Annotated in this window: 18 protein-coding genes and 1 riboswitch; of the genes, 9 read left to right on the forward strand and 9 right to left on the reverse strand. The window is 53.2% G+C overall.

Annotated features, from left to right (window positions below; translation table 11 throughout):
* Window positions 1–44 precede the first annotated feature (44 nt).
* Window positions 45–221: riboswitch (Lysine riboswitch) on the reverse strand.
* Between the two features lie 103 nt (window positions 222–324).
* Entirely contained in the window at window positions 325–756 is a 432-nt protein-coding gene (locus AYI87_RS17570; RefSeq protein ID WP_144203982.1) for a DUF3293 domain-containing protein, read from the reverse strand.
* A gap of 577 nt (window positions 757–1333) precedes the next feature.
* On the opposite strand from AYI87_RS17570, the gene arcA reads away from it, so the two are divergent.
* Complete coding sequence (gene arcA, locus AYI87_RS17575; protein ID WP_011864583.1) at window positions 1334–2053, forward strand: two-component system response regulator ArcA; 720 nt, start codon at window positions 1334–1336, stop codon at window positions 2051–2053.
* A 621-nt stretch (window positions 2054–2674) separates the two neighbouring features.
* Here the strand turns inward: arcA and AYI87_RS17580 are convergent.
* Entirely contained in the window at window positions 2675–4927 is a 2253-nt protein-coding gene (locus AYI87_RS17580; protein WP_144203983.1) for a S9 family peptidase, read from the reverse strand.
* Window positions 4928–5133: 206 nt separating this feature from the next.
* Here AYI87_RS17580 and AYI87_RS17585 point away from each other — a divergent pair, with 206 nt between their 5' ends.
* On the forward strand, window positions 5134–6123 hold the full coding sequence (locus tag AYI87_RS17585) for a class 1 fructose-bisphosphatase (RefSeq protein WP_144203984.1): 990 nt from the start codon (window positions 5134–5136) through the stop codon (window positions 6121–6123).
* An 82-nt stretch (window positions 6124–6205) separates the two neighbouring features.
* Here the strand turns inward: AYI87_RS17585 and AYI87_RS17590 are convergent, their stop codons facing one another.
* From AYI87_RS17590 to brnQ, 6 genes are all read right to left on the reverse strand, one after another.
* Complete coding sequence (locus tag AYI87_RS17590) at window positions 6206–7234, reverse strand: DUF2157 domain-containing protein (protein WP_144203985.1); 1029 nt, start codon at window positions 7232–7234, stop codon at window positions 6206–6208.
* A 65-nt stretch (window positions 7235–7299) separates the two neighbouring features.
* A complete protein-coding gene (locus tag AYI87_RS17595; protein ID WP_144203986.1) occupies window positions 7300–7644 on the reverse strand; it encodes a hypothetical protein in 345 nt (114 codons plus the stop codon).
* A gap of 559 nt (window positions 7645–8203) precedes the next feature.
* A complete protein-coding gene (gene recJ / locus AYI87_RS17600; protein WP_144203987.1) occupies window positions 8204–9928 on the reverse strand; it encodes a single-stranded-DNA-specific exonuclease RecJ in 1725 nt (574 codons plus the stop codon).
* Between the two features lie 120 nt (window positions 9929–10048).
* Window positions 10049–10774 (reverse strand): bifunctional protein-disulfide isomerase/oxidoreductase DsbC, encoded by a 726-nt coding sequence (gene dsbC, locus AYI87_RS17605; RefSeq protein ID WP_144203988.1) that lies wholly within the window; start codon window positions 10772–10774, stop codon window positions 10049–10051.
* 220 nt (window positions 10775–10994) lie between these two features.
* Window positions 10995–11906 carry a site-specific tyrosine recombinase XerD gene (xerD, locus tag AYI87_RS17610; RefSeq protein ID WP_144203989.1) on the reverse strand — a complete coding sequence of 304 codons (912 nt, stop codon included), beginning with the start codon at window positions 11904–11906 and terminating at the stop codon, window positions 10995–10997.
* 78 nt (window positions 11907–11984) lie between these two features.
* The gene (brnQ, locus tag AYI87_RS17615; RefSeq protein ID WP_260865174.1) at window positions 11985–13295 is read right to left on the reverse strand and encodes a branched-chain amino acid transport system II carrier protein; all 1311 of its coding nucleotides are present in this window, start codon (window positions 13293–13295) and stop codon (window positions 11985–11987) included.
* 477 nt (window positions 13296–13772) lie between these two features.
* Here brnQ and AYI87_RS17620 point away from each other — a divergent pair, with 477 nt between their 5' ends.
* The 7 genes from AYI87_RS17620 to AYI87_RS17650 all read left to right on the forward strand — a co-directional run bounded on the left by AYI87_RS17620 (window position 13773) and on the right by AYI87_RS17650 (window position 25015).
* Window positions 13773–14504, forward strand: coding sequence for a tRNA1(Val) (adenine(37)-N6)-methyltransferase (locus AYI87_RS17620; RefSeq protein WP_144203998.1), 732 nt, complete (start codon window positions 13773–13775; stop codon window positions 14502–14504).
* A gap of 89 nt (window positions 14505–14593) precedes the next feature.
* Window positions 14594–15814 (forward strand): ATP-dependent RNA helicase SrmB, encoded by a 1221-nt coding sequence (gene srmB, locus AYI87_RS17625; protein WP_144203991.1) that lies wholly within the window; start codon window positions 14594–14596, stop codon window positions 15812–15814.
* A gap of 238 nt (window positions 15815–16052) precedes the next feature.
* Window positions 16053–17267, forward strand: a complete 1215-nt coding sequence (locus tag AYI87_RS17630; RefSeq protein ID WP_144203999.1) for an efflux RND transporter periplasmic adaptor subunit — start codon at window positions 16053–16055, stop codon at window positions 17265–17267.
* Window positions 17267–20416: an efflux RND transporter permease subunit gene (locus AYI87_RS17635; RefSeq protein ID WP_144203992.1), complete on the forward strand. Its 3150-nt coding sequence runs from the start codon at window positions 17267–17269 to the stop codon at window positions 20414–20416. The genes AYI87_RS17630 and AYI87_RS17635 overlap by 1 nt, the downstream gene beginning before the upstream one ends.
* 138 nt (window positions 20417–20554) lie before the next feature.
* The gene (locus tag AYI87_RS17640) at window positions 20555–21157 is read left to right on the forward strand and encodes a TatD family nuclease-associated radical SAM protein (RefSeq protein ID WP_144203993.1); all 603 of its coding nucleotides are present in this window, start codon (window positions 20555–20557) and stop codon (window positions 21155–21157) included.
* A gap of 117 nt (window positions 21158–21274) precedes the next feature.
* Window positions 21275–23491 (forward strand): PAS domain-containing protein, encoded by a 2217-nt coding sequence (locus AYI87_RS17645; protein WP_144203994.1) that lies wholly within the window; start codon window positions 21275–21277, stop codon window positions 23489–23491.
* 513 nt (window positions 23492–24004) lie between these two features.
* On the forward strand, window positions 24005–25015 hold the full coding sequence (locus AYI87_RS17650; protein ID WP_144203995.1) for an alpha/beta hydrolase family protein: 1011 nt from the start codon (window positions 24005–24007) through the stop codon (window positions 25013–25015).
* A 963-nt stretch (window positions 25016–25978) separates the two neighbouring features.
* On the opposite strand, the gene AYI87_RS17655 is transcribed toward AYI87_RS17650, so the two are convergent.
* Window positions 25979–26585 (reverse strand): IS110 family transposase (locus AYI87_RS17655; RefSeq protein WP_144201238.1); only part of this gene is annotated, 607 nt, incomplete at its 5' end.

Consider the following 26585-nt stretch of genomic DNA (forward strand, 5'->3'; position numbering starts at 1 on the left):
GCCTGGTGCAAAGATGACGCACCCCAAGACGGGAAACAGCGATTGCCACCAGAAGCTCTCCACCAAAAAACAGGTGACAATCGGTGGGATTCAGCCCAGTCGACCGATAAATAGATGAAACCAAACATCTCTTTACCTCGGCGTTAATCTCCCTCATAAACCGTCAACGGAGTTTGGACTCCTCGGGCTTACTACCTAGTTAACGCTCCTCTTCTGTATCACTAACCTTAAGGTCAGGATGCAAGAAAACTATCAAATAACAGAATAAAAAGTCAACGATATTTTAGCTTGTCTTGATGAAAGCCTCTCAAGTTCCCCCGCCTGCTAGCGGCTGATGTCGGGCAGCTCGCTAACCAAGCAGACCCGGGCAGAAAACTTGCCCAGGGTGAGCTCGTCATACTCCACCAGACAAGGCACCAGTTGCAGCTCGTCCTCATCGACAAAATAGATGGCGTTTTGATTAAACACCTTACCAAGATCCACGGCTGCGGCCTTATCGATAGACACCGCCCAGCTCTTCTCCATATGGCCTCTGTCATTGGAGGCACCGATCAGGGCACGATAGGGATATTGAAGACGTTGAATATGACGTTGAAGCTGCTTGTCGAGGAGACGGTTTTGCGAGGGAGAAAGGTGTTGGCCTTTAGGATTATGAGCGGTAATGATTGCAAATGATAACGAAGGGGAGAAAGGTTGTGTAAGTAAGAACTGCGTTTGCTGATAGCATTGCCAAAGGTGTTCGCTTGCTGTACTCATCACTAAAATATTCCTAAATTAGATTCCGTCGATTATAGCAAAATTCCTCCGGCTTCCTAGAGGTGTGAGACAGGTCACTTTATTAAATTTTATTAATACCATTAAAATCATAAGCTTATGTGCGCAAATGTGATATACATCAAATCTCAAAGGAATTTTGTTAACATTTCATTTGTTAACAAATGACTAAAACGAGTACAATAAGTTCGTTGATTCACTTCCACTCATCTCACGATGAAATACTTTTTGTTACATCTTGTCGGCGACAAGGTCATTAAAAGTTAGTCAATTTCCTGTATAAAATGTGAGCTTAGGCTGATTTAGCATTTAAACTTGAAAATATTAGATAGTTAACGGAACTATTCCCAACTATTGTTAATCGAAGTGAGTAACAGTTCGCGTGTCTTTTGAAAGAGATACGAATACTTTACTAATCATGAAGTGTGTTGCTGTACCAATTGGGTTTGATAAAAGCACTACGTGAGTTCGGTAATTGTCGCGAAGACAGATAGGGCGCAGCAGCACCAACTAGCGCTCATGGTTAGAACAGTTTTAAACAAATATTAGGTAAATAAATATGCAAAACCCGCACATTCTGATCGTTGAAGATGAAGCCGTTACCCGGAACACGCTAAGAAGTATTTTCGAGGCTGAAGGATATGTGGTAACTGAAGCCAATGACGGCGCAGAGATGCATAAAGCCATGCAGGAAAACAAGATCAATCTTGTGGTAATGGATATCAACCTACCAGGTAAGAATGGTCTGCTGCTTGCGCGTGAACTTCGTGAAATCAATAACATCGGCCTTATCTTCCTTACCGGCCGTGACAACGAAGTTGACAAGATCTTGGGTCTGGAAATTGGTGCCGATGACTATATCACCAAGCCGTTTAACCCACGCGAACTGACTATCCGTGCACGTAACCTGCTGACTCGCGTCAACAGCACCGGCGGCGAAACCGAAGAGAAGAGTGCCGTAGAATTCTACCGCTTCAACGGTTGGAGCCTAGAGATCAACAGCCGCTCACTGGTGAGCCCACAGGGCGAGTCGTACAAGCTGCCCCGCAGTGAGTTCCGCGCCATGCTGCACTTTGTTGAGAACCCAGGCAAGATCCTGACCCGTGCTGACCTGCTGATGAAGATGACAGGCCGTGAGCTTAAGCCACACGACCGTACCGTGGACGTGACCATTCGTCGCATCCGTAAGCACTTCGAAAGCTTGCCAGATACGCCTGAGATCATCGCCACCATCCATGGCGAAGGCTATCGTTTCTGCGGTAACTTAGAAGAAGCATAAATCACATCCAGCTAGCGCAAATGTGATTCGATTAAAAAGCCAGTCTAACGACTGGCTTTTTTGTACATGGACTGTACTTATCCCCGGTGGCCAGGGAAGGCCATAGAGGGGATTTGTACATGGATTTTCTCTGTTTATGGAGAGTTATCCCCGGTGGCCAGGGCCTGAAATGTTCCAGACATTTCTAAACAGGGAAAAAGGGAATATCTAAAATCCTAGGGATGGGTAGCTTTGATATTTGCACCTACAAATTTTGTCGCACTGACCTAATTTACATCATAAAACTTCATTGCTTTGAATCGCCTGTCCGGCGAGGGATGTGCAAACACAATTTTGGCACGCCGAATTTCCATCCTTGGAGGCTCCTCGACGACGTCCTGTCGTCAAGGGCCAAAATCGTGTTTACACAGGTATCTTCTATCTCTTCGATTTCGCTTCTTTTGATTGATGCACAAAGGCTCTAAAACTAGGCTAACTAAGATTAGTTAGGTTTATTCGTACCTTATTAAAATTAATTCGAAACTAACTCAACTGTCTTCAGGACTGCTATTCCCACAAAAAGCCCTGCTGCTTTCAATAAGCAACAGGGCTTTTGTTTTACTAAGGCCTAGCGCCGATAGCTTAGTGTTTCAGCTGCTTATCGAGGAAGTCAGCCAGTGAGCGGTAGAGGTGGGTACGCACCTTCTCACCGCGCATCGAGTGCTTAGAACCGGGGTAATCTATCATCTGGAACAGCTTGCCCTCATCCTGCAGCGCCTTGTAGACACGGGTGCTATTCTCAAACAGCACGTTGTCGTCGGCCATACCGTGGTACATAAGCAGGCCAGACTGATAGCCTTTGACGTACGGCAGTACGCTAGAGGCCTCATAGCCTTCGGCATTGGTCGCCGGATGCGACAGGTAACGCTCTGTGTAGTGGCTGTCATACAGAGACCAGTCGGTCACGGGTGCGCCCGAGATAGCCGCCTTGAAGTAATCCGGCGCCTTAAACAGGCTCATTAGCGCCATGTAGCCGCCATAGCTATGACCATAGATAGCGATATTCTTGCCATCGACATAGCTCAGGCTACGCAGGTAATCGACACCGGCCTTCTGGTCATTCACCTCGGCTTCACCCAGATGCTTGTAGATCACCTGCTCAAACTTGGTGCCACGATGGGCCGAGCCACGATTATCCAACTGGAACACGATAAAACCCTGTTGCAGTAAGTACTGGGTAAAGTAGTCGTGCTCGCTCCAGCTGTTAACCACCAGCTGGGCATGGGGACCACCGTAGACGCGCACCACCACTGGATATTGCTTAGTGACGTCAAACTGCGTCGGCTTAAACAGGCGATATTGCAGCGCCTGACCATCTTCTGCCTTTATCTGACCAAATTCAGGCAGCTGCCACTGACCAAAATAGGGATAGAGTGGATGGCTCTTGTCCACCTTGTTCTGCTCGACCCAGGCCAGGCGTTTGCCCTGCTCGTCATGAAGGCTTATCTGCGGCGGCTGCGCCAGGCTGTTGAAGTAATCCAGATAGATCGCCTGATTGTCGGCAAACACCGGCGCGTGCATGCCGCTGCGCTTGCTCAGCTGCTCTATCTTGCCGCCCTTAAGCGGTACGCGAAACAGGTGCTGCTCGACCACGCTCGCCTTGCGACCGGTGAAATAGACCCAGCCCGCCTGCTCATCCACATGCACCAGCTCGTCCACCGCCCAGTCACCTTTGGTCAGCTGCCTGAGCTGTCGCCCTTGCTGGTCGAACAAATAGAGGTGATTAAAGCCGTCACGCTCCGATGCCCACAACATCTGCGGTGATTTTTTGAGGAAATACAGGTCGTTATTCAGATTCACCCAGGCGTCACTCTCCTCGCGGATCATGGTCATAGGGGCATCCTGGCTACGTAGATCGATAATACGCAGATCTAAGGTCTTCTGATCCCGACTCTGCCATTGAAAAGACAGCTGCAGGCTGTCTGGCAACCACTTCACTCTCGGCAGGTAGATATCCTTATCTTCTCCCAGGTCGACCCAGCGCACCTTTTTATCGGCCAGCGTCACCACACCCAGGGCGATGGCCACGTTGTTCTTGCCAGCATAAGGGTAGCGCTGCTCGGTTAGCTTGATGCCATCGGCATAGATCTCGTTGCGAGTTACCAGCTCAACGCCGGACTCATCGATGCGGGTAAAGGCGATGGCCGACTCATCCGGCGCCCACCAGTAACCCGTCATTCTGTCCATCTCCTCCTGGGCGACAAACTCCGCCATGCCGTTCTTAATGGCGCCGCCACCGTCTATGGTCATGGCGGTCAGCTTCTGGCTGCGCAGATCGAAGACATAGAGGTTTTGATCACGGACGAAAGAGACATAATGGCCTTTAGGCGACAGCTTGGCGTCTGTGGTAAAGCCCTCCCCCACAGGCAGCGGCATCACCTTGTTATCGCTCAGTGAGTAGTAATAGAGGGCGCCCGATGCCGGGATCAGCAGCGCCTGGCTATCGTCCGCCCAAAAATATTCCATGATTCCCTGACCATAGATGCGTTGACGCTCGCGCCGCGCCTTCTCCTCATCGGACAGCTCACCGCTCTTTAACTTGTCGGCGTCCAGCAACAGGCTCTGTTTACCCGTTGCGACCTCCATCTGCCAGAGATCGTAGAAGTGTTGATCCTCTGCCCGACCAGCCAGATAGGTCACACGCTTACCATCGGGCGACAGCTTTAAGCCCCTGGGGCTGCTGCCCGCCAGTGCGGGAGAGGCATAGAGCCTTTCTATGGTGAGGGGTTCATTGCCGCCGACAGGCTGCGCTAGTTGGGGTTGTGACGCACTTACCGCGTGAGATAAAAACATAGGCACCGCCATCAAGGCCGAACTTATCCATTTTTTAGTCATTATTATGTCCTGGATAGAAAACAGGTATAGGTCAAATTGCAGGCTAGCATTGTGCCCTAAAGTGACGCAAAACGAAAACCGCGATCCAGATGGGCTAAATTGCCGCTGAAAAAATGATTCATCTGGGGTAGAATCGCCCGCATAACAAGATAAACAAGATCTGACCTCCAGTGCGAGCCTAGCTCCCATTTGTCATAGGAAATAACATGCAAACTCTGGCACAACACCTTAGTTCTCAAGGAATTCAAGCCCCGCTAGCCCAGCTGTTAACCACGCTGGCCGATACCTCCAAAGCCATCAGCCATGCGGTGCGTCACGGCGCCCTCGCCGGCGTACTGGGCGCCACCGAACAGGAAAACGTTCAGGGTGAAACCCAGAAGAAACTCGACGTGATCACCAACGACATGCTCAAAGAAGCCTTAACGGCCGACAGCACGGTACGTGGTCTGGCATCTGAAGAGGAAGATCATATTGTCGAGGTAGGTCAGAGTGGCGATTTCCTGGTTTGTTTCGACCCGTTAGATGGTTCGTCAAACATCGACATCAACTCACTGGTGGGCACCATCTTCTCGGTACTGCCGGCGCCAAGCGGTGAGCTGAGCGAGCAGAGCTTCCTACAGCCAGGCCGTCAGCAAGTGGCCGCAGGTTACGTGCTATATGGTCCCTCGACCATGCTGGCCCTCACCACTGGCCAAGGGGTACAGCTGTTTACCCTCAATCCAGAGACCAACGAGTACCTGCTGACCAACGAAGCCATGTCCATCAGCAAGGACACCAGCGAGTTCGCCATCAATATGTCTAACCAGCGTTTCTGGGAAGCACCGATGCAGACCTATATCGCAGACCTGCTACTTGGCAAGATAGGGCCGCGCGAGAAGTCGTTTAACATGCGCTGGATCGCCGCCATGGTTGGCGACGTGCACCGCGTACTGTCACGCGGCGGTCTGTTCACCTACCCGACCGACAACAAGAATCCGGAGAAGCCATACAAGCTACGCCTAATGTACGAGGCAAACCCTATGTCTTTCCTGGTTGAGCAGGCGGGCGGCAAGGCCTCTACCGGTTATGAAACCATCATGGACATCCAGCCAAGCGAGATCCACCAGCGCGTCGCTGTGATCTTAGGCTCAGCCAACGAAGTCGATGCCTGCCTGGAATACCACGGCCAGGACTACAGCGAAGAGCCAAGCCTGTAAGCTAGTCTGCTCCTTTAAAAAGTAAAAAGTCGCCAATTGGCGACTTTTTTATTGCCTCATGGCAAGCATGTAAAAAGCCAATTCACGACTTTGATTCCAGCAGTGCCCTAAGTGGCGCCGGCAGTAATGCTCTCGATTTTTCGGTAATGGCTTTTTCATGCTTCTGCCAGAGCACACCGAGATAAACCACCCCGAGCCCGATAAACGATAATGCAATCGGGAACAGCCAGTTATCCTTAAAGACGTCATAAGCCAAGTAACTGAGGTAGCCGCAACTGCCAAGGGCACCAAATACCACGAACACTCTTCGAACTAATAGCGCGCCAACCCCAATCATTAACAGGTTAATGCAGAAATAGATAAACTTTGATAATTCACTGTCAGAGTGCTGGAAAGTTAAACCACACCAAAAAGCGATGACGCCAAAAATGTAGATCCAAAAGCCATAGTCAGCCTTATGGTGAGACCTGACATCGACCCAAAAGGCGAGCCCTATCATTAATAGGCCTAAATACATTGAGACTAAGGATCTAAGCTCCCATGTTATATCATCACCCGAGATCACCACAGTCATGTCCATCGTCATATACCAGAGGGTGACCGCGATAGGCATGATTAAAAAGGGATATTTATATCGCCACGCGGTGATGACGCCGACGACGAGTGTACCCAGTTCCATGTATAACCAATGCCATTTTATGACTCTGTGATAATCCCTGTAGGCACTCTCATCTGGCCATACACCTAACCATTGTTGCAGGCCATAAATCGCTAGAGGGGTTAGACAGACGACAAAGGTGGCACAAATGCCAGCGGGAATAATGAGGCCTCTTGCTGAAAACCTGTTGGTCAGGGTTAAACCAACAGCCGCATAGAGCATCGAGATAAACAAAATACCTGCGCCGCCGAAGGACTCCCACCCTAAGTTCATGAAAAGTGTCATTGCGCCGATGGCGATAAGCCCACCCAAGTAATAGAGCACATGGGTAAAGGTAAATTTGGGGTTGGCACTAGGTTGAGCGGCTAAGAACTGATAAAGGGCTTCAGCTTGCTGAGCTGAAATGATATTTTCCCGCGCCGCAGCATCTAACTGTTTCTTACTGACATCCATGTTTACTCCCTGACATTAACTTTTGTCGAACACTGTAGCTATAGTGGTATTGCGATAATCACTTGTTATCTTTGCCTTTCTCGATTGAGCCTGTCCACAAGGGCACGCAATTTTGTCAACTTAAGCTCGGTAAGCAGCACGACGACAAACAGCCACAGGCCTCCAGCAATAAAAATGGAACTAATAAAGCTGCCACTATGCTGTTGATATCCATAAAGCCCGAACATAAGGGCCAAAGAAGCAGATAACGACTTGCCCCAATCGTTGCTGCCAAGCTTATACTCGTCCTTCGCAATATCCTTGCTGACCGTGACAGGATTAGCGAGACCATCGAGCTTGACGATGACTTTGCTATCCTTCTGACGAACGTTAAAGCCTTCACTCTCTAGTACTTCAACAACGCTTTGCATAATTTAAGGTCTCCTTTCCTTATCGATGTGAATATCAGTATTTAATGATAACGCCCTCTCGCAGCAGCACCTTCTGTGCATCTTTGCATCTCTACGCTCCACACCAGATTATCACAATTTAAGCATCATCTTGATACGCTGCCTCTTCGATGAGTAAAAGTGGCTTAATGACAAGCTTCGCTTGCCCGCAAAAATTGAACCGCCTTCAAACCGCGATAGCACCAATAATTCGATCTATGAGGCGTTGAATACTGAGTTTAGATATTGCGAAGGGGCGCGAAATCAGGATCGTAATGTTCGCGACATGTTGCTCCATTCCCTCATCATACGAGAGCGCCGCCAAATTGAAGATATGTTAGATAAGATAATGTAGATACGTCGTTCTCTCACATCCCTGTGATCACGACATTCGTACTTCCATATAGCGCTCCCGCCGGGCAGGCGTTAGGTAATCGCTAAGGTGCAAGGGCCAAAGAGCTTTACCGCCGAAGACGAATTCAAAAATATCCACGGCAAACAACACTAAATTTAGAAACTATCCCCAACTCTGATGCAGAGGCTACTTAGGCTTAATCTGCTCCACCATCAGCTGCAGGCTCTCATTACCGCGAAACTCATTGATATCCAGCTTGTAGGCGACCTCGGCGTATTGGATGGTGGCATCGGGCCAGGTGGTGAGATCCACGTTGAAGGCGATGGCATCCACCATGGTCTGGCCGCACTCACTCTCGAGCACGAGTTTGAGGTGACGCTCGCCGACGATCCGCTGCTGCAAGATACGAAACACGCCGTCGAATATCGGCTCGGGGAAATTCTGCCCCCAGGGGCCTGCACTGCGCAGTTCCCTGGCCAGTGCCATGTTGAGTTGAGCCGGGCTTAGTTCGCCGTCACTGACGATCTCGCCGGTCAGCTGCTCGGGCGCAAGCAGTTCACGCACCGCCTCATCATAGGCCTTGGCGAAACGCTCGAACTCACCGGCGCGCAGGGACAGGCCCGCCGCCATGGCGTGACCACCGAACTTGATGATCATTCCGGGATGGCGGGCATTGATCAGCTCCAGCAGGTCGCGCATATGCAGCCCCTTGATGGAGCGCGCGGAGCCCTTGATCTCCCCCTCGCCCGCCTCGGCGAAGGCGATCACCGGCCTGTGATACTTATCTTTGATTCGCGACGCCAGGATGCCGATCACCCCTTGGTGCCAGTCTTGCTGGTAGAGGGCGATCCCCCAGGGCAGCTCGGCCTCATTAAGCGACAGACTCTCTAGACTCTTTAGCGCCTCCTGCTGCATGCCGGTTTCCAGCTCACGCCGCTCGGCGTTGAGTCCATCCAGCTCGCTGGCCATGCGCCGCGCGCGCATCATGTCGTCGCACAACAAGGTCTCGACCCCCAAGGCCATCTCGTCCAGGCGCCCGGCGGCATTGAGCCTGGGGCCGACCGCGAAGCCAAAATCGGAGGCGACGATGCGGGAGGTGTTACGCTTGGCCACTTCCAAGAGGGCGGTAATTCCTGGGCGGCAGCGTCCGGCGCGCACCCGCTTGAGACCGGCGTCCACCAGGATGCGGTTGTTGGTATCGAGCGACACCACGTCCGCCACTGTGCCCAAGGCAACGATATCCAGCAGTGTGGCGAGATTGGGCTCCTGTATGCCCTGTGCCTGATACCAGCCACGGCTACGCAGCTCGGCGCGCAGGGCCGACATCAGATAGAAGGCGACCCCGACCCCGGCGATCGCCTTGCTGGCGAAGCCACAACCTAGCTGGTTAGGGTTCACTATCGCATCGGCCTCGGGCACGCTGTTGCCCGGCAGGTGATGGTCGGTGATCACCACCTGCATCCCCAGCGCCTTGGCCGCCGCAACCCCTTCGATGGAGGAGATGCCGTTATCGACGGTGATCAGCAGCTCTGCTCCCTTCTGCTGGGCCACCTGAACTATCTCAGGGCTGAGGCCATAGCCGTAATCGAAGCGGTTGGGGATCAGGTAATCCACATTAATCGCGCCCATCATTCGCAGGGCAAGCAGGCAGACACTGGTGGAGGTGGCGCCGTCGGCGTCGAAGTCGCCGACGATCAGAATCGATTGCTGCTTGGCCATGGCATCGGCAATGATGGCCGCGGCCCTGTCCACATCCTTGAGTGTATTGGGGCGCAGCAGGTTAGCCAGCGTCAACTCGCAGTCGTCCACTGTGCAGCCTCGGCTGGCGTAGACTTGCTTTAAGATGGGGGAAAGGTGACTCGGCAGATGGCTGTCATCTACCTTGGGGCGGCGCACTATCTTATGGATCACGACTCAAACAACCTCTAAAAATCTTGCCGCTAGCATAACAAAGCCAGCTCGGAACACACAGCAAAAGATGGCCAAAAAAAAAGGTGAGCCCAGGCTCACCTTATTTCGCGCATTAGCGACTTATTGGACGCGGTCCAGCACCTGGAGTAGCTGCTCAGGCGGCTGATAACCCGGGATCATGGTGCCATCTTCCAAGATAATGGCTGGCGTGCCGTTCACCCCAAGACTCTGCCCAAGTTGATACTGCTGAGCGATCTTGGCATCACACTTAGCCCCCGAAACCTGCTTACCCGCCTTGGCATCTGTCATTGCCTTGAGCGGATCGGCCGAGCACCATACGGCTTCCATATCCACTGCGTTTTTAGACGGCACGCCCTGACGAGGGAAGGCCAGATAACGTACCGTGATGCCTAAGTCGTTATACTCGGCCATCTGGTTGTGTAACTTGCGGCAGTAGCCACAGGTGATGTCGGTAAATACCGTCACCACATGCTTCTCATCCTTGGCCTTGTAGACCAGCATGTTTGGCTCAAACGGCTTGATCGCTTCCATACGCGGACCGGCTAATGCCGCCTCGGTGAGGTTCTTCATGCCGTTGTCGAGATCGTACAGGTTCCCGTGAAACAGCTTGCTGCCGTCTTTGCTGACATAGAGTACGCCACGGTTGGTGATCGCCTCATACAGGCCTGGGATTGGCGACTGGCTAAGGTTTTGCACCTCGACGCCTAGGGTATCTGATAATTTCTGCTTCAACTGGTCGCCATTGTCGACCACGTTGTTTGATGCCGCCATCAGGGGCGTGGCCACCATGGCAACAACTAAGGTGAGCGCTCGGGTAAACTTCATTAGAATTCCTATAGGGTGTTAGGGCTAATAGCATTAAAGCAAAATAGGCTGCCGGTTTTCCAACCTAAATTGTTACTAAAACTTGCTATGACCAAGATGTCATTTTTATAGACCGGCCTAGAGGCAGAAAAGTTACATGCTCGAGGCCGTTAAAGCAAACGAATAATCGCAATGGAGGCCATCACTTAGGCCTTCACAGTGCAATTTTAAGGCTTTCGCATCAACCTCTGGGGTGATGGGCTTGATGCAGCTGGGCCAATCTGGCCTTGGCCACATGGGTGTATATCTGGGTAGTAGAGAGGTCACTGTGACCCAGCAGTAGCTGCACCACCCGCAGATCCGCGCCATGATTGAGCAGATGGGTGGCAAAGGCGTGTCTCAGGGTGTGAGGCGACAGATGCACCACAATCCCGGCACGCTGGGCGTAGAGCTTGATCCTGTGCCAGAAGGTCTGGCGGGTCATCATGTTGCCACGCTTGGAGGGAAACACCACGTCGCTGGCCTTGCCCTTTAACAGCTCGAACCTGGCCGCCTTGAGGTAGTCCTCAATCTCTGCGCCCGCCTGCTCGCCAAAGGGCACCAGACGCTCCTTACTGCCTTTACCCACTATGCGTACCACACCTTGCCTCAGACTCATCTGATCCAGCGTCAGCCCCACCAGTTCAGACACCCGCAGCCCACTGGCATAGAGCAGCTCCAGCATGGCGCGATCCCTGGCCTCGACGGGATCTTCCCGGTTAGGCTCGTTAAGCAGGCGATCCACGTCCGCCTCGCTCAAGGCATCGGGTAACTTTCTCGCCAGCTTGGGCGGCTTGATCATCGCCATGGGGTCAACTTCTATCAACTTCTTGGCCAGCAGGTATTTATAGAAGCGGCGCAGGCTACTAAGCAACCTGGCACTGCTGGTCTTGGCAAAGCCCTGCTCGACCCGTAGCGCGAGATAGTCACGCACCTCAGCCTGACTGGTCGATAGCAGGCTGGAGCCCTGTTTATTTAGGTAACGATCGAAGTGGCTGAGATCGCTGCGATAGGCCTGCAGCGTGTGATCGCTCAGTCCCTTAGCGGCCCAGAGATCATCGAGAAACGGCTCGATAAGGGGATCGGTCTGATATTCGTTGCTCTCAGCTAGCACATGAAATCCTTTAGATACAAAAACGGTGCTAACTCTTAGAGTTAACACCGCTATCTTACGCTATGGCTTAGGCTGGCATCAATTTAATACCGCTTCACCTCGTGGGCGTTTGACCATCAAGCAGGCAAAGATGGTAATTGCCGTCGGAATTAACCAGGCCATGCCCTGAGCCGACAGTGGCATCACGTCGAACATGCTCATGTTGACACCGGCCGCCTTGAGGCCGTCGATGATGCCGAACACCAGGGCCACACTCAACACCATGCGGTGGGCAAAGGCAGGCTGGGCAAAACGCTCGGTCAGGTAGGTCACCGCCACCAGGGCGATCGCCACAGGGTAGATGGTCACCAACACAGGAATGCTGATGTTGATCAGCTGCGCCAGACCTACGTTAGCCACCACGGCGCAGGTGACGCTCATCACCACTACCAATAGCTTGTATGAGAGGCTAGGCATCAGCTCGTTGAAGTACTCGGCGCAGGCAGAGACCAGACCGACAACCGTCGTCAGACAGGCCAGGGTCACCACGGCCGCCAGCAGCAGTTGTCCCGAGGCGCCAAACTGATGGTTCACATAGTTAGTCAGGATCACCCCGCCATTATCGGCGCCCACGGCCAGGTCACCAGCGGTCGCCCCTAGGTAGAAGAGTGATACATAGACGAACGCCAGGCCACCGGCGGCGATGAAGGCCGCGCGCACCAGGTACTTGGTCTGCTCTCTTGGCGAATCCACGCCCTTCTTACGTAGCAGGTCGATGATCAGCATGCCGAAGATCAGCGATGCCAGGGTGTCCATGGTGTTATAGCCTTCGAGGATCCCCTTGGTTAACGGGTTCGTCTGATAGTCGCCCACGGCAGCGGCCACATCTGAGCCTGGTAGCACAACCACAGAGATCGCCAGACCCACCAGCAGAATGATCATGATAGGAGTAAGCACCTTACCTACGCTGTCCAGCAGCTTGCCGGGGAACAGCGACAGCAACATGGCGATGCCGAAGAAGATGCTGGTGTAGAGAAGCTGTGAGCTGGTCAGGACGACACCGGCGACTTCAAAACTCGCCTGGGCATCTTCGATAAAAGGCTTATAGCCCATCTCATAGGCCACCAGACCGGCACGAGGCGCCGCAAAGGCTGGGCCAATGATGATGTAGATGGCGATCGCCAGCATGGTCGCGGCAAGTGGTGGCAACAGGCCCATCACCTTACCGTTGGCCTTTGCCACGGCAATCAGGGTCACCAGCGGCAGGGTCACCGCGGTCAGCAGGAAGCCGATCATGGCCCAAGACATGTTCTCACCGGCAAGGAATCCGGCTAGCGGCGGGAAGATCAGGTTCCCCGCGCCTAAGAAGAAGGCAAAGGTCATGAAACCTAAACCCAATGTATCCGTCATACTCAATTTATTGTTCTGCACACAACGCCCCGTTAATCTGCTTTGTATAATGATCTTAATCGCTTAGTGGAAATTATTGGCTAATGACCGCGACCTTCATTGCGTGTAAACTTCTTATTACACGTCTCCGTGGTAAATCTAGCCCATTCTTGGCTACTTCTTGAACGACAGCAGGATTAACTAACGCTAAAAATGCATTCAAACTGGCTTACCTAGCTCAAATCAAGGCTTTCAGCCCCGACAGGAGGACCTACTATTAGCAAAAAGGCCACCGAGACACAAGATTACGGCGCCAGATCGATGCAAATGAGAGCCTAATTTTAACAAACTCGCCACACACTGTTTTCACCCTTCACACCAGGCAACATTTGGTCCTAGCAAGATTCACTGTTTTGCGCCCTTGTAACAGCGGACTTTCTGCGTTTAGCGCTATCACGTACAATGCGCTCCAAGAACCCCTACTCCAGACGCAAGGCCATGCCCTTTACCTTCAAGCAATTTCACGTCGATGACAGCCACTGCGGCATGCCCGTCAGCACAGATGGCGTCCTGCTGGGCGCCTGGGCACCACTCACCCAGGCCAAAACCATACTGGATATCGGCGCCGGCAGTGGTCTGCTGAGCCTGATGGCGGCCCAGCGCAGCGAGGCGGTGATACAGGCGTTGGAGATAGACCCCCTGGCGGCTCAGGACTGCAAAGACAACATCGACCAGAGTCCCTGGAGCGATCGCATCACATTGATCCAGGCGGATCTGCTGGATTGGTATCCCTTTGCTCAGACTCAGGCTCAAACTCAGTTCGACCATATCCTCTGCAATCCGCCCTATTTCGACAACGGGCCTCAGTCTCAGTGCAGCAAACGCGCCCAGGCCAGACACACGGACAGCCTGACATTTGACCAGCTATTGTCAGCCATCAAGCAGCTGCTGGCCCCCACGGGCAAGGCGAGCCTGATTTTGCCAAATGCCAGTCTGGGACGATTTCTACCCCAGCTTGCCGATTTTGAGCTGCAGCTAAATGCCAGAGTCGACATCACCACAGCGCCCAGCAAGGCGCCTCAAAGGCATCTGCTCTGCCTGAGCCACGACGTCTCGATCGCCGAGCCTAGCGAAGCAATAGAGGCGAAGCACCTCAGCATACGCGATGCCTCAGGCGCCTACAGCGAGGCTATGATCGCCCTGACCCAAGACTTCTACCTCAAGCTCTGAGGCGCAGCGAATCTACTAGGCGAGCGACCTCGCACTTTACTCAGGTTTGGGTGTATAATGCGCCGCTATTATTTAGAGAGACGCAGCGCATGCAATTTGAAGATTTCCACCTTGACGACACCCTGCTCGAGTCGCTCAAGGCGATGGGCCATCTTGCCCCGACCACCATCCAGCAACAGACGATCCCCCTAGCCCTGGAGCACAAAGATATCCTGGCGAGGGCACCGACAGGCACAGGCAAGACCGCCAGCTTCCTGCTACCGGCGCTGCAACATCTGCTGGACTTCCCTCGCCGCTACTCGGGCCAAGCGCGCGTGCTGATCCTCGCTCCAACCCGTGAGCTGGCCAGCCAGGTACACAGATACGCCTGCCATCTGGCCACCGGCCTGGGACTGGATATCGCCATCATCACAGGTGGTGTGCCTTACGCTCCGCAGGAGCAGGCGCTCAAGGAAAATATCGACATTCTGGTGGCCACACCCGGCCGTCTGATGGAGTACCTGGACAAGGAACTCTTCGACGCCCAATCGGTGGAGATCTTGGTGCTCGACGAGGCCGACCGCATGCTGGACATGGGCTTCTCCTCGGCGGTGCAGTCTATCGCCATCGAGGCGCAACAGCGTAAGCACAACATGCTGTTCTCGGCGACCCTGGAAGGCGGCGGTGTGAGCCGCTTCGCCGAGATGCTGCTGACCAATCCTGTGACCATAGAAACCAAGCCGCCCCGCAGCGAGAAGGCCAAGATCCATCAATGGATGCATCTGGCCGACGACAAAGATCATAAATTTGCCCTGCTGTGCGACATCCTCAAGCGTGAAGAGGTCAGCCGCGCCATCGTCTTCGTCAAAACCCGCGAGATAGTGGCCAGCCTGGAAGGTCAACTGCAACAGGCCGGAATTCACTGCGCCTTCATGCGTGGCGACATGGAACAGAAGGCACGTTTTCAGGCGCTGGGCCGCTTCACCAAGGGCGAGGTTAACGTGCTGCTGGCCACCGACGTGGCGGCCCGTGGTATCGACATCGACGGCATCACCCATGTGATCAACTTCGACATGCCGCGCTCGGCAGACACCTATGTGCACCGCATCGGTCGCACCGGCCGCGCGGGCAACAAGGGCACGGCCATCTCACTGGTGGAGGCCCACGACATGCGCGTCGTCGCCAAAATTGAGCGCTATATCGAGCAGCCGCTGAAACGCCGGGTGATCGACTCGCTGCGCCCTAAGCACAAGGAAGCTAAGGTGCCCACCAAGAAGAAGGTGAAGAGCAGCGACAAGAAGAGCCCGAAGAAATCCAAGAAGAAACGCTAGCGTTAAGCTTGTCAAACGCCCGCCGTCTCGGCAATTAAGCGTCCCTAAGGGGGCGCTTTTTTTATGGCGTTTTAACAAATTGGTAGCAAGTGTCACCAGCTTCACTTGATTTTCAATATGTTAAATTGGTTTAACAGAGTGGGTTTGACACATTTTATTTACAAAAAGACTTTTGCGCACAGAGGAGACTCTGGTAATTTATAGGGCATTCAGCTCAGCACGGAATAGCATGAAGTCAATGATAAAAATTATCCTACGAAGAGTTTTCCCCCCTTTTCTCATCCTGATCGTCTTCGGCCTGCTTGCCGCCCTCTTGATGAGTACTCAGGAAGCCCCAGAGCAGAAAGAGGAAGAGATGCCGGTTCCCATAGTGGACGTGATGCCGGTACGAAGTGAAACCGTTTCATTAAACCTGCCCTCCTACGGCGTGGTGCTCCCCAAGAACAAGACCCAGCTGGTCACAGAGGTGCAAGGACGCATGCTGACCATCTCGGACAAGTTTGTCGCCGGTGGCATAGTCAAGCGCGGCGATATGCTGGCGCAGATCGAACCCTCGGATTACGAGGCGGATCTGATGCAGGCTCAGGCCACCCTGGCCCAGGCCAAGGCGGCGCTGGATGAAGAGATCGCCCGCGGCGAAGTGGCCAAGAACGACTGGAAGGGCTACGACGGCGGCGTGCCGCCAGAGCTTGGCCTGCGTGTGCCACAGCTCAAGAAGGAGCAGGCCAACGTCAAGTTTGCCGAGGCCGCCCTGGCCCGCGCCCAACGTAACCTGGAGCGCACCACCATACGCGCGCCGTTCGACGGCATCATCAAGTCCCGTAACGTAGATCTGGGCCAGTATGTCACCCTGGGCACTAACCTGGGCGAGTTGTACGACACCCGCACCGCCGAGATCCGTCTGCCGCTGGCCAACCATGAGCTGGCCTACCTGGAATCTATCGACAACCCCGATACCCAGGTGACCCTGAGCGCCGAACTGGCGGGTCGCACGGTAAACTGGACAGGCCAAATAGTGCGCAGCGAAGGAGTGATCGACGCCGACAACCGCATGGTCTATCTGGTGGCCGAGGTGAAAGACCCTTACTTAAGAGAGAACAAGACTGAAGGCCAGCTGCCGCTGAAATACGGAAGCTTCGTCAACGCCATCATCAAGGGCCGCACCGTTGAGGGGATAGTCAAATTGCCCCGCTATATTGTCAGGGATCACCAGGTCGCCGTAGTACGCGACGACAACACGCTAGAGATGCGTGAGGTCAACGTGGTACGCAGCGATATCGACAAGGTCTATATCAAGGACAGCCTGAAAGATGGCGAGCGCATCTCACTGACCACCATTAACAACATGGCCACCGGTCAGCTGGTGAAGGTGATCGGCGAAGAGGACAAGTCTCAGAACCAGGACAAAGAGGATGACAGCCAGCAGACCCTAGTGGCAGCAGGTGATCAGTAATGGAGACCAATACCAATAAGGGCATCATTGCCTGGTTCGCCCGCAACAGCGTGGCGGCCAACCTCTTGATGTTTGCGCTGCTTATCGGCGGCCTGTTCAGCACCTTGCTGATCAATAAGGAGGTCTTCCCCTCCTTCGAGCTCAACTATCTGCAAATTTCCGTGGCCTATCCAGGCGCCGCCCCTCAGGAGATCGAAGAGGGGATCAACATCAAGATCGAAGAGGCGATCCAGGATATCAGCGGCATCAAGAAGGTGACCTCGGTCGCCAGCGAAGGCTCAGGCAGCGTCACCATAGAGGTGGAGGACGGCTTCGATCCCCAGGATATCCTCGACGAGGCCAAGCTGCGCATCGACGCCATCGCGACCTTTCCCGACAATATCGAGAAGCCCAACATCTTCCGCATCAAGCCGGAAAACAACGTTATCTGGGTCTCAGTGTATGGCGACATGAACCTGCACGAGATGAAAGAGCTGGCCAAGAGCATACGTGAGGAGATCACCGCTCTACCCGCCGTCACCCGCGCACAAGTCACCGGGGTGCGTGACTATGAGATAGGCATAGAGGTCTCCGAAGACAAGCTACGTGAGTATGGCCTCAGCTTCGCCGACGTGGCGATGGCGGTGCGTAACTCCTCCATCGACCTGCCCGGCGGTTCGATCCGCGCCGAGGATGGCGACATATTGCTGCGCACCAAGGGCCAGGCCTACACCGGCGACGACTTTGCCAAGATAGTGGTCAAGACCCGCAAGGATGGCAGCCGCATCATGCTGCCCGAGGTGGCCAACATTCGCGACGACTTCGAGGAGCGTCTGGAATACACCCGCTTCAACGGTAAGCCGGCGGCCATTATCGAGGTGCTGAGCGTCGACGATCAGAACGCGCTGGATATCTCCTCTCAGGTGAAAGCCTATGTGGAGGAGCGCCGCGCCACCCTGCCGGCCACTGCTCAGCTAGATACCTGGGGCGACCTGACCCACTACCTCAAGGGCCGTCTCAACATGATGCTGTCGAACATGTTCTATGGCGCCCTCTTGGTATTTATCATTCTGGCGCTGTTCCTCGACTTGCGTCTGGCCTTCTGGGTGATGGTGGGCCTGCCTGTCTGTTTCCTCGGCGCCATGCTGCTGATGCCACTGGAGCCCTTTTCGCTGTCGATCAACATGCTGACCCTGTTCGCCTTCATTCTGGTGCTTGGGATAGTGGTGGATGATGCCATCGTCATCGGCGAGAGTGCCTACACGGAGATCGAGCGCCACGGCCACTCGCTGGACAATGTGATCAAGGGCGCCCACAAGGTCGCCATGCCCGCCACCTTCGGCGTATTGACCACCATAGCCGCCTTCATCCCCATGTTGATGGTATCTGGCCCCATGGCGATCATCTGGAAGTCCATCGGCCTGGTGGTGATCCTCTGTCTCGCCTTCTCACTGGTGGAATCCAAGCTTATTCTGCCGGCGCACCTGGCTCACCTAAAGCCACGTCGCCCGAACCCTAACCCTAACCTGTTTGTGCGTTTCAAGACGGCGCTCAACAACAAGGTGCAACACTTCATCCACCACAGCTACCGCAGCTTCATCGGTCGCTGTATCGAGCACAGATACAATGTGGTCGCCACTTTCGTCGGCGTGCTCATCCTCTCGGTGGCACTGGTCGCCAGCGGTAAGGTGCGCTGGGTCTTCTTCCCTGATATTCCGTCTGACTTCATTCAGGTACGGCTGGAGATGGATGTGGGCAGCTCAGAGGCCAACACCCTCAAGGTAGTCAAGGAGATAGAGAACGCCCTCTATGTGATGAACGATCAGATGGAAGACGAGTACGGCTACCCTGTGGTGAAGCACAGCTTTATCAACATGGGCTCGCGCACCTCTGCCTTCATCTTCGCCGAGCTGACCAAGGGTGAAGACAGAGACGTGGACGGCGTCACCATCGCCGATGCCTGGCGCAAGGCGCTGCCTGAGCTGATCTCGGTGAAGAAGCTCAACATTAATGCCAGCACCAACGACGCCGGCGGCGATATCTCCTTCAGGCTCACCTCGAGCGATCTCGAGCAGCTCTCCCAGGCCGCCGACGAGCTGAAACAGAAGCTGCGCACCTACGAGGGGGTGTATGACATCTCGGACAACTACTCCTCCGGCAGCCACGAGATCCGCCTGGCGATCAAGCCCGAGGCCGAGGCCCTGGGGCTGACCCTGTCGGATCTGGCCAGCCAGGTGCGTTACGGCTTCTACGGCTATGAGGCCCAGCGTATTCTGCGCAACAAGGAGGAGGTCAAGGTAATGGTGCGCTACCCACTGGAGCAGCGCCGCACCCTGGGGCATCTGGAAAACATGATGATCCGCACGCCCCAAGGCACCTCGGTGCCCTTCTCCAGCGTGGCCGACATAGAGCTGGGTGATTCCTACTCGTCGATCACCCGTGTCGACGGCCGCCGCGCCATCACGGTTATCGCCAACGCCAACAAGAATGTGGTCGAGCCCTCCAAGGTAGTGGGTGAGATCCAGAAGGATTTCCTGCCCTACCTTGAGAGCAAGTATCGCCACATATCCACCACGCTAGATGGTGGCAGCGCCGATGAGCAGAGCGCCATGATAGGCCTGATCCAGGGCTTCTTCTTTGCCATGTTCACCATCTATGCGCTGATGGCAATTCCGCTCAAGTCCTACAGCCAGCCGCTGATCATCATGTCGGTGATCCCTTTCGGTATCATAGGCGCTTTGTTCGGCCACTTCATCCTGGGGCTCTCCATGAGCGTGCTCAGCCTGTGTGGTATCGTGGCGCTGGCCGGGGTAGTGGTAAACGACTCGCTGATCCTGGTGGATTTTGTCAACCGCGCCCGCGCTCAGGGCCTGCCGCTTAAAGAGGCCGCCATAGACGCAGGCTGTTATCGTTTTCGGGCGATCATCCTCACCTCTATGACCACCTTCGTCGGTCTGGTGCCCATCATCCTCGAGCGCAGCCTACAGGCGCAGATTGTGATCCCTATGGCCACCTCGCTGGCCTTCGGTATCCTCTTCTCCACCGTGGTGACCCTGGTGTTGGTGCCCGTGCTCTACATCATACTCAACGATATCAGGCAACTCACCGGCCGTCTGTTCCGTTGGTGGTGGCAACCCCGTAGCCATAGCGTCGAGGGCGAGCAGTCCTAATCAATCTAGATTCAAAGGGAGGCTTAGCCTCCCTTTTTGATCCAGCAGAGGTTTTCGCCGCGCCAAACGCGCTAGACTCCTGCCATTCTCCTTGCAACTCATTTTGCCAAGGGCCAGTCAATCACAGCTTTGAGTACCATGATCCAGTCCACCTTAATCTACGACATTCGCAACAGCCGCTACCTCAACATCACGGGGCGTTGCACCCTGAGATGCCAGTTCTGCCCCAAACATAACGGCAGCAAGCAGGTACATGAGTATCAGCTTGATCTCGACCATCAGCCAAAAGCCGATGAGCTCATCCCCCTACTGGGCGAAGTGAGCCAGTTCGACGAATATGTGTTCTGCGGCTACGGCGAGCCTACCCTCAACCTAGCCACCTTGCTTAGCGTGGCAAGGGAGATCAAGCGCCGCGGCGGCAGAGTGCGGGTCAACACCGACGGGCTTGGCAACCTGTTTCACCGACGCAACATACTGCCTGAGCTGGCCGAGGTGGTCGACGCCCTCTCCATCTCGCTCAACGCCGATACCGAGGCCGCCTACCTCAGACACTGTCAGCCCAAGCTCAAGGGCGCTTATGAGTCACTGTGGGACTTTATCCGTATGGCACCTCGCTATATCGACCAGGTGCAGGTGTCGGCCATCGAGGGCCTGGAAGGGGTGGATATCGACAGATGCCGCGCCCTGGTGCTCGATGTCAAGGCGCAGTTTAAACACAGAAAGCTCGGCGTCGTCGGTTAATTTACCTGGGCGTCATCCGATGATTTACCGGGGCGTTGCCGGTTTGTAACCGACTGTGTTCTGCGGCGAAAATCATGCTAACATAGCCGCAAAATCACTGGGGAAACACCGCTTGCAATGCTGACGCAGAAACAACCACAACTGATCGCCGGACAGGGGCTGCACTGGTCTGCGCAACGCATCTTCTCGGTGGTCACCCAGATCATCATCTTGCTGATCAGCGTCTTGCTCCTCACCAACGTCATCATCACCCTGGGCGAGCGTCGCCTGCAGGAAGATTGGGCCACCCAGAGATACAGCGAACTGCAATCTGTCGGCACCCTGATCGCCGACAAGGTCTCCTTCCAGCAGTTCCGCACCCAGATGTTTGCCAACGATGAGCTACTCAAGCGCTACCTGACCATCCCCAGCGAGGTGCGTCAGCTTAAGCTACAACAGAGCTGGGAGGTGATGATACGCAACATCCCCGAGCTGCTCGATATCGCCCTGTTCGATCCCCAGGGCAAGTATAAGTTTTCCACCACCAACGACTTTAGCCGCGACCCGCTACCACCCTCCTTGCTCGGCGGCGCGCGCAACATGGGCGGCAACGAGGTCTACACCTCGCCGCTGGAGTTTACCCCCATCAAGGGCAAGCTAGAGCCTTACCTGTATCAGCTGGCCTGGCTTGAGAATCCCGACCAGAGCGTGCGCGGCTACCTGCTGACCTATCAGTCCATGAGCCGTATGCTGAAAAGCATCAAGCCCGCCTACTCCAGCGCCGAGTCGCCGCTCATGATGCTCGACACCCAGGGACTGCTGTATGCCGGCGCCGAGAGCAAGCCGACCATCAACCGCATCCCAGATACCATGGGCGGCAGCCTGCGCCAGACCTATCCGGCGCTGTGGCGCAAGATGGCCATGAGCAACTTCGGCCAGTTCCATGGCGACGACGCCACCTTCGTCTACCTAAAGATAGAGCTGACCACCCAGTATGAGACGCGCCGGGAATATTACCTGGTCTCCTATGTGCGCAACGACGCCATCGCCGAGCTGTTCTCCGAGTGGCGCAACATCTTAATCGTCGGCGCAGTGGTGCTCACCCTGCTGGCACTGGCGCTGATCCTGCTGAGCCACTCCTATCGCATCGGCCAGCGCTCGCGGGAATACAGTATCGAGCTGGCCCACCGCCTGTTCCACCAGGATATCGGCTGCGTGATCATCAACGACAAGAACCGGGTGATGACCGCCAACGAGAAGGCCGCCGAGCTACTATGCCTGCCCCTGGACGAGCTGCAAGATCGTAACCTGCAGCGGATCCTGCAGTTCGAGAACGAGCAGTACGCCGAGGTCGCCGCCCAGCTTGAGGCTAATCACAAGTGGCAAGGCGTCATCGACTTCGACTCGCCCGGCGGTAGCCATCTGGCGATCACTGTCACCAGCTCGCCGCGCCGCAGCCGTCAGGAAAAGTACTATCTGGTCACCTTCGAAGATGTGTCTCAGCTGAGAAAGGTCCAGCATCAGGCCAAGCTCAACGAGCTACTGAACGACAACGCCATCCCCTGCGCCCTGGTGCAGGCTAACGGCATGCTGGAGCTGGCCAACCAGGCCTTCATGCAGCTGGTCTCCATCCACGACATTCAGGGCAAGAACCTCACGGATCTGCTCAACAACGACCTCAGCTCCCAGTGGCCGAGGATCACCCAGCAGATCTTGCTACAGGGCAGCTGGAAGGGGCAGATCCTCTGTGACCCCAACAGCAAGGAGAACACCTGCCTGCAGGCGACCCTCAAGGGCCACCTGGACGCCGCCGGTGAGATAGAACATATCGTCTGCACCCTGGAGCAGGCGCAGAAGCGCGCCCTGCTGCAAGACACCGGCGACTTCATCCCCCACCGCAGCGCCATCTTGGTGAACCTCAGGGATCTGGACGACTACTTCAAGTCACTCAGCCCCGTCAGCCGCGAGCACTCTAGCCTGCTGCTGATCGACATCACCGCCGAGAGCATGCTGAGCCACATGAGTGATATCGGCCAGCTGGAAAACCGTCAGCGCGAGGTGGAGATCCATATCCTCAGGACCCTGCCGGTCAACTACCAGATGTCACACTGGCAGCTGGGCAAGCTGATCGTGATACTGCCGGACACCAGCTCGGACGACGCCCACCACTTCGCAGTGAAGTCGTTAAATGGCCTCAACGAGATCGGCCTGGGTACAGGGATCTGCATGGGGATCGCCAGCTACCAGACGGGCCAAAACCTGGAGCAGTACCTGAGTAATGCCGAGGTGGCACTCAAGCGTGCCAAGCAGATAGGCGAGCAGAATATTTGCCAAGCATTTACGAGGCAAAATTAGGTTTTTGATCTGCATACTCAGCGGCGTATGCTTAGCCTTTGAAGATTTCAGCCCTTAGCTGAAGTGGTGTTTGAACGAGAATTTGAAGCTCGCACCTTCATGGCAACCTAACGCCTGCCCGGCGGGGATCGTGCAAACACTATTTTGGCACGCTGTGAATATGTCCCTATACGCTCCACGGCGGCTTCCCTGCCGCCGAGGGCCAAAATCGTGTTTACACTGGGTGTCTAACGTCTCTTCGATTTAACGATATCTGATGCCCGCAAATACAAGTCATTCTTTCTTAATTAAAATTCGCCGTAAAAATGTGATACATCTATTGAGTCCTGCCAATAAGGTAGATTAAAGTATGACCAACCAAGGACAGAGCCGGGCAAACTCGTAATCAAGCTAACGGGTACGCCATTTAGGGAAAGAAGAAGCCAATCATAATGTGTGCGAACTAAGCCGCTTAAAAACTCTACTCTAACCCCATTTGTCTAAGTTCAATCAATCACAGAAAAAGGAGTTTATGTGAAAAAATATCTTTTAATTTGTATTTTATTTTTTTCGTCATTTGCTAGCAATGCAGAGGAATTAATTGCTGACGAGAATATAACAGAGCAACTCGATTGTTTTAGGTCCATCTTTTCTGACTATGATTCATGGCGAAGCTTTATAGAAAGCCAGCGTAAAAAAAGGATTAAATCAACAGAAAAATTAGCAAAAGGAATGGCGCAATTCGATTCAATGTTTGGAGAACACAAGTTTAATCACTATAGGCAAAACCTATCCTGCATTACATTTAAATATCAAGTGGATGGACTTGATATCGATGGCTATTTGATTAAACCCAAGTCACCTAATAAGAAAGCATTACCAGTTTTGGTATACAATCGGGGAGGAAATGGCAGTTTCGGCTCCGTTGTGTTTGGTTCTATGATGCACAACTTATTTCCCATCGCCAATGAAGGGTTTGTGATCATTGGTAGTCAATATAGACAATCGAGTTCAAAAGACATTTTACTTGATGAATTTGGTGGCAAGGATGTAAATGATGTCACTGAATTATTAAAGTATATTCCAAAAATTAAAAATGCAGACTCAAACCGTATCGGCATGTTTGGTGCGAGCCGAGGTGGTATGCAAACATTTTTAGCTGCTAGACATTCAAAAATTATTAAAGCAATAGCAACTATTGCCAGCCCTACAGATCTATTGAAAGAACTAGATTTTCGCCCTGAGATGGAGAAAGTTTTTGTTCATCGAATTCCAAATTATGAGAAAAACAAGATTGCAGAATTAGAGAAACGCTCAGTATTAAAATGGGTAGATCAGTTACCCCATGATGTTCCTATTTTACTTTTGCATGGCGAAAATGATAAACGGGTACCAGTGAATAGCTCAATTGAGCTAGCGGCAGCTTTATCAAAAAATGAAATACCACATAAACTTGTGGTCTATCCTCGGGATGATCATGGTTTAATGAACAACAAAGCAGCTGCAAACGAAGAATTAGTATCTTGGTTTGAAAAATATTTGTAGGAAATTATAACAAGCTGCCAATGGATGGGACTCGAAACGGCTTGCTCGGGTTCCTTCCTCACCAAGTTTAGCAAGCCAACTCTCGTCCCATAGCAAGGCGTTATATCTCTTATGAGCATGGATTTCATTGCGAACATTTTTGTCGGAATTTGGTTAGTTGGATTTATTTCGGGGCTAGCTGCGGCCATTGGTCTTTCCACTTTGCACAAATGTGGAAAAGAAGTCCCCTTCCTGCTCAAGTACTCGGGAATCTCTGTCTTTTTTCCTAAGTACTATCTAGCAAATGAAACGCGCAGAAGAGTTGTTGCTGGATTAATATCGATCTGCGTTTGCTGTATTCTACTAGGTCTTGTCTGGATCTTGATTACTGTTCCAGAAGCGGGAGACGCAATTTGGAGTGAAGTTAGTGCAAGGAATCTATTACAAACGCCTTAAAAATTAACACAATACACTAGGCTTGTGCTCATTTCCCCTAGTTTTAGTCAAGTATCTTTCACCCCTATGACAGGCATTATTCACACAAGGATTATTCCATATCTGATGACGGCTAGAGCCGAAAGTCTAACACTCCCTCATCCCCAAAATATGCGCTTAATCAAGCTAATGGATACCAAATGCGGCTAAATCGAAGAGACAGATAACTCGGTGTAGGTGCGCCGGTGAGCTTCCGAAACAGGGCCAAAAATGTTCCCTACATTTTTTGGCATTCCCTCCATATATGGACACCTCGATAGATTCAATAGCTAATTTGTTAGTAACAAAAGATATTACTGCATCCGTATATCCGACCTGTTTATGAGCATCTTTGTGCTCTGGCCTTAATGAGAACCGCGCCTCTACGCCTTAACCGTCCGTCCGAACTCTTTGGTTCATGGATTCTCTCAGGGGTTGTAGAGGCCGGTATTACCTGTTGTTACATTACTATTTAGCAGTACATGGTTTGCTTTACTCTAAACTTTAAATTTAAACAGCTCTGAACTCTGTTTTCTTAAATAGAATGGCCCAAACAGTTCTTGCTAACTTATTAGCCAGCGCGACTGCAGACTTGTGACTGCCACGCCGTTCGATGAGCGTTTTAACCCAAACAGACAACCTATCTTGCGCTGTTTTACAGTGCCTGATAATCGACCAAGCACATTGAATGAGTAGCTTCCTGAGGTAACGGTTACCTCGCTTGGTTATCCCACCAAGACTTTGTTTTCCACCGCTTGAATGTTCCTTAGGTACTAAACCGATATTGGCTGAAAAATGTCTACCATTCTTGTAGGACGAACCATTACCAGCAAAAGAGACTACGGCTGTTGCCGTAATCTCTCCTATTCCCTTTATTTGCATTAGTAGTTTAGCTCCTTCGGAAGCCAGGGCTTGCTGTTTGATATCCTTTTCTGATGACTTTATGGCTTCATCAATCGCGCCCCACTCTTGGTGTAGCAGCGTAAAGTGGACTCGAGCTCTTTCGGTTAATCCATTTTCTGCATCTTCAATTAAGTCAGGTAATGCTGCTTTAAGGCTTTCTTTGCCTTTTGCGATGACAATGCCATATTCATATAGCAGGCCTCTGATTTGATTA

Source organism: Shewanella sp. KCT (assembly GCF_007636505.1).
GTDB lineage: Bacteria > Pseudomonadota > Gammaproteobacteria > Enterobacterales > Shewanellaceae > Shewanella > Shewanella halotolerans.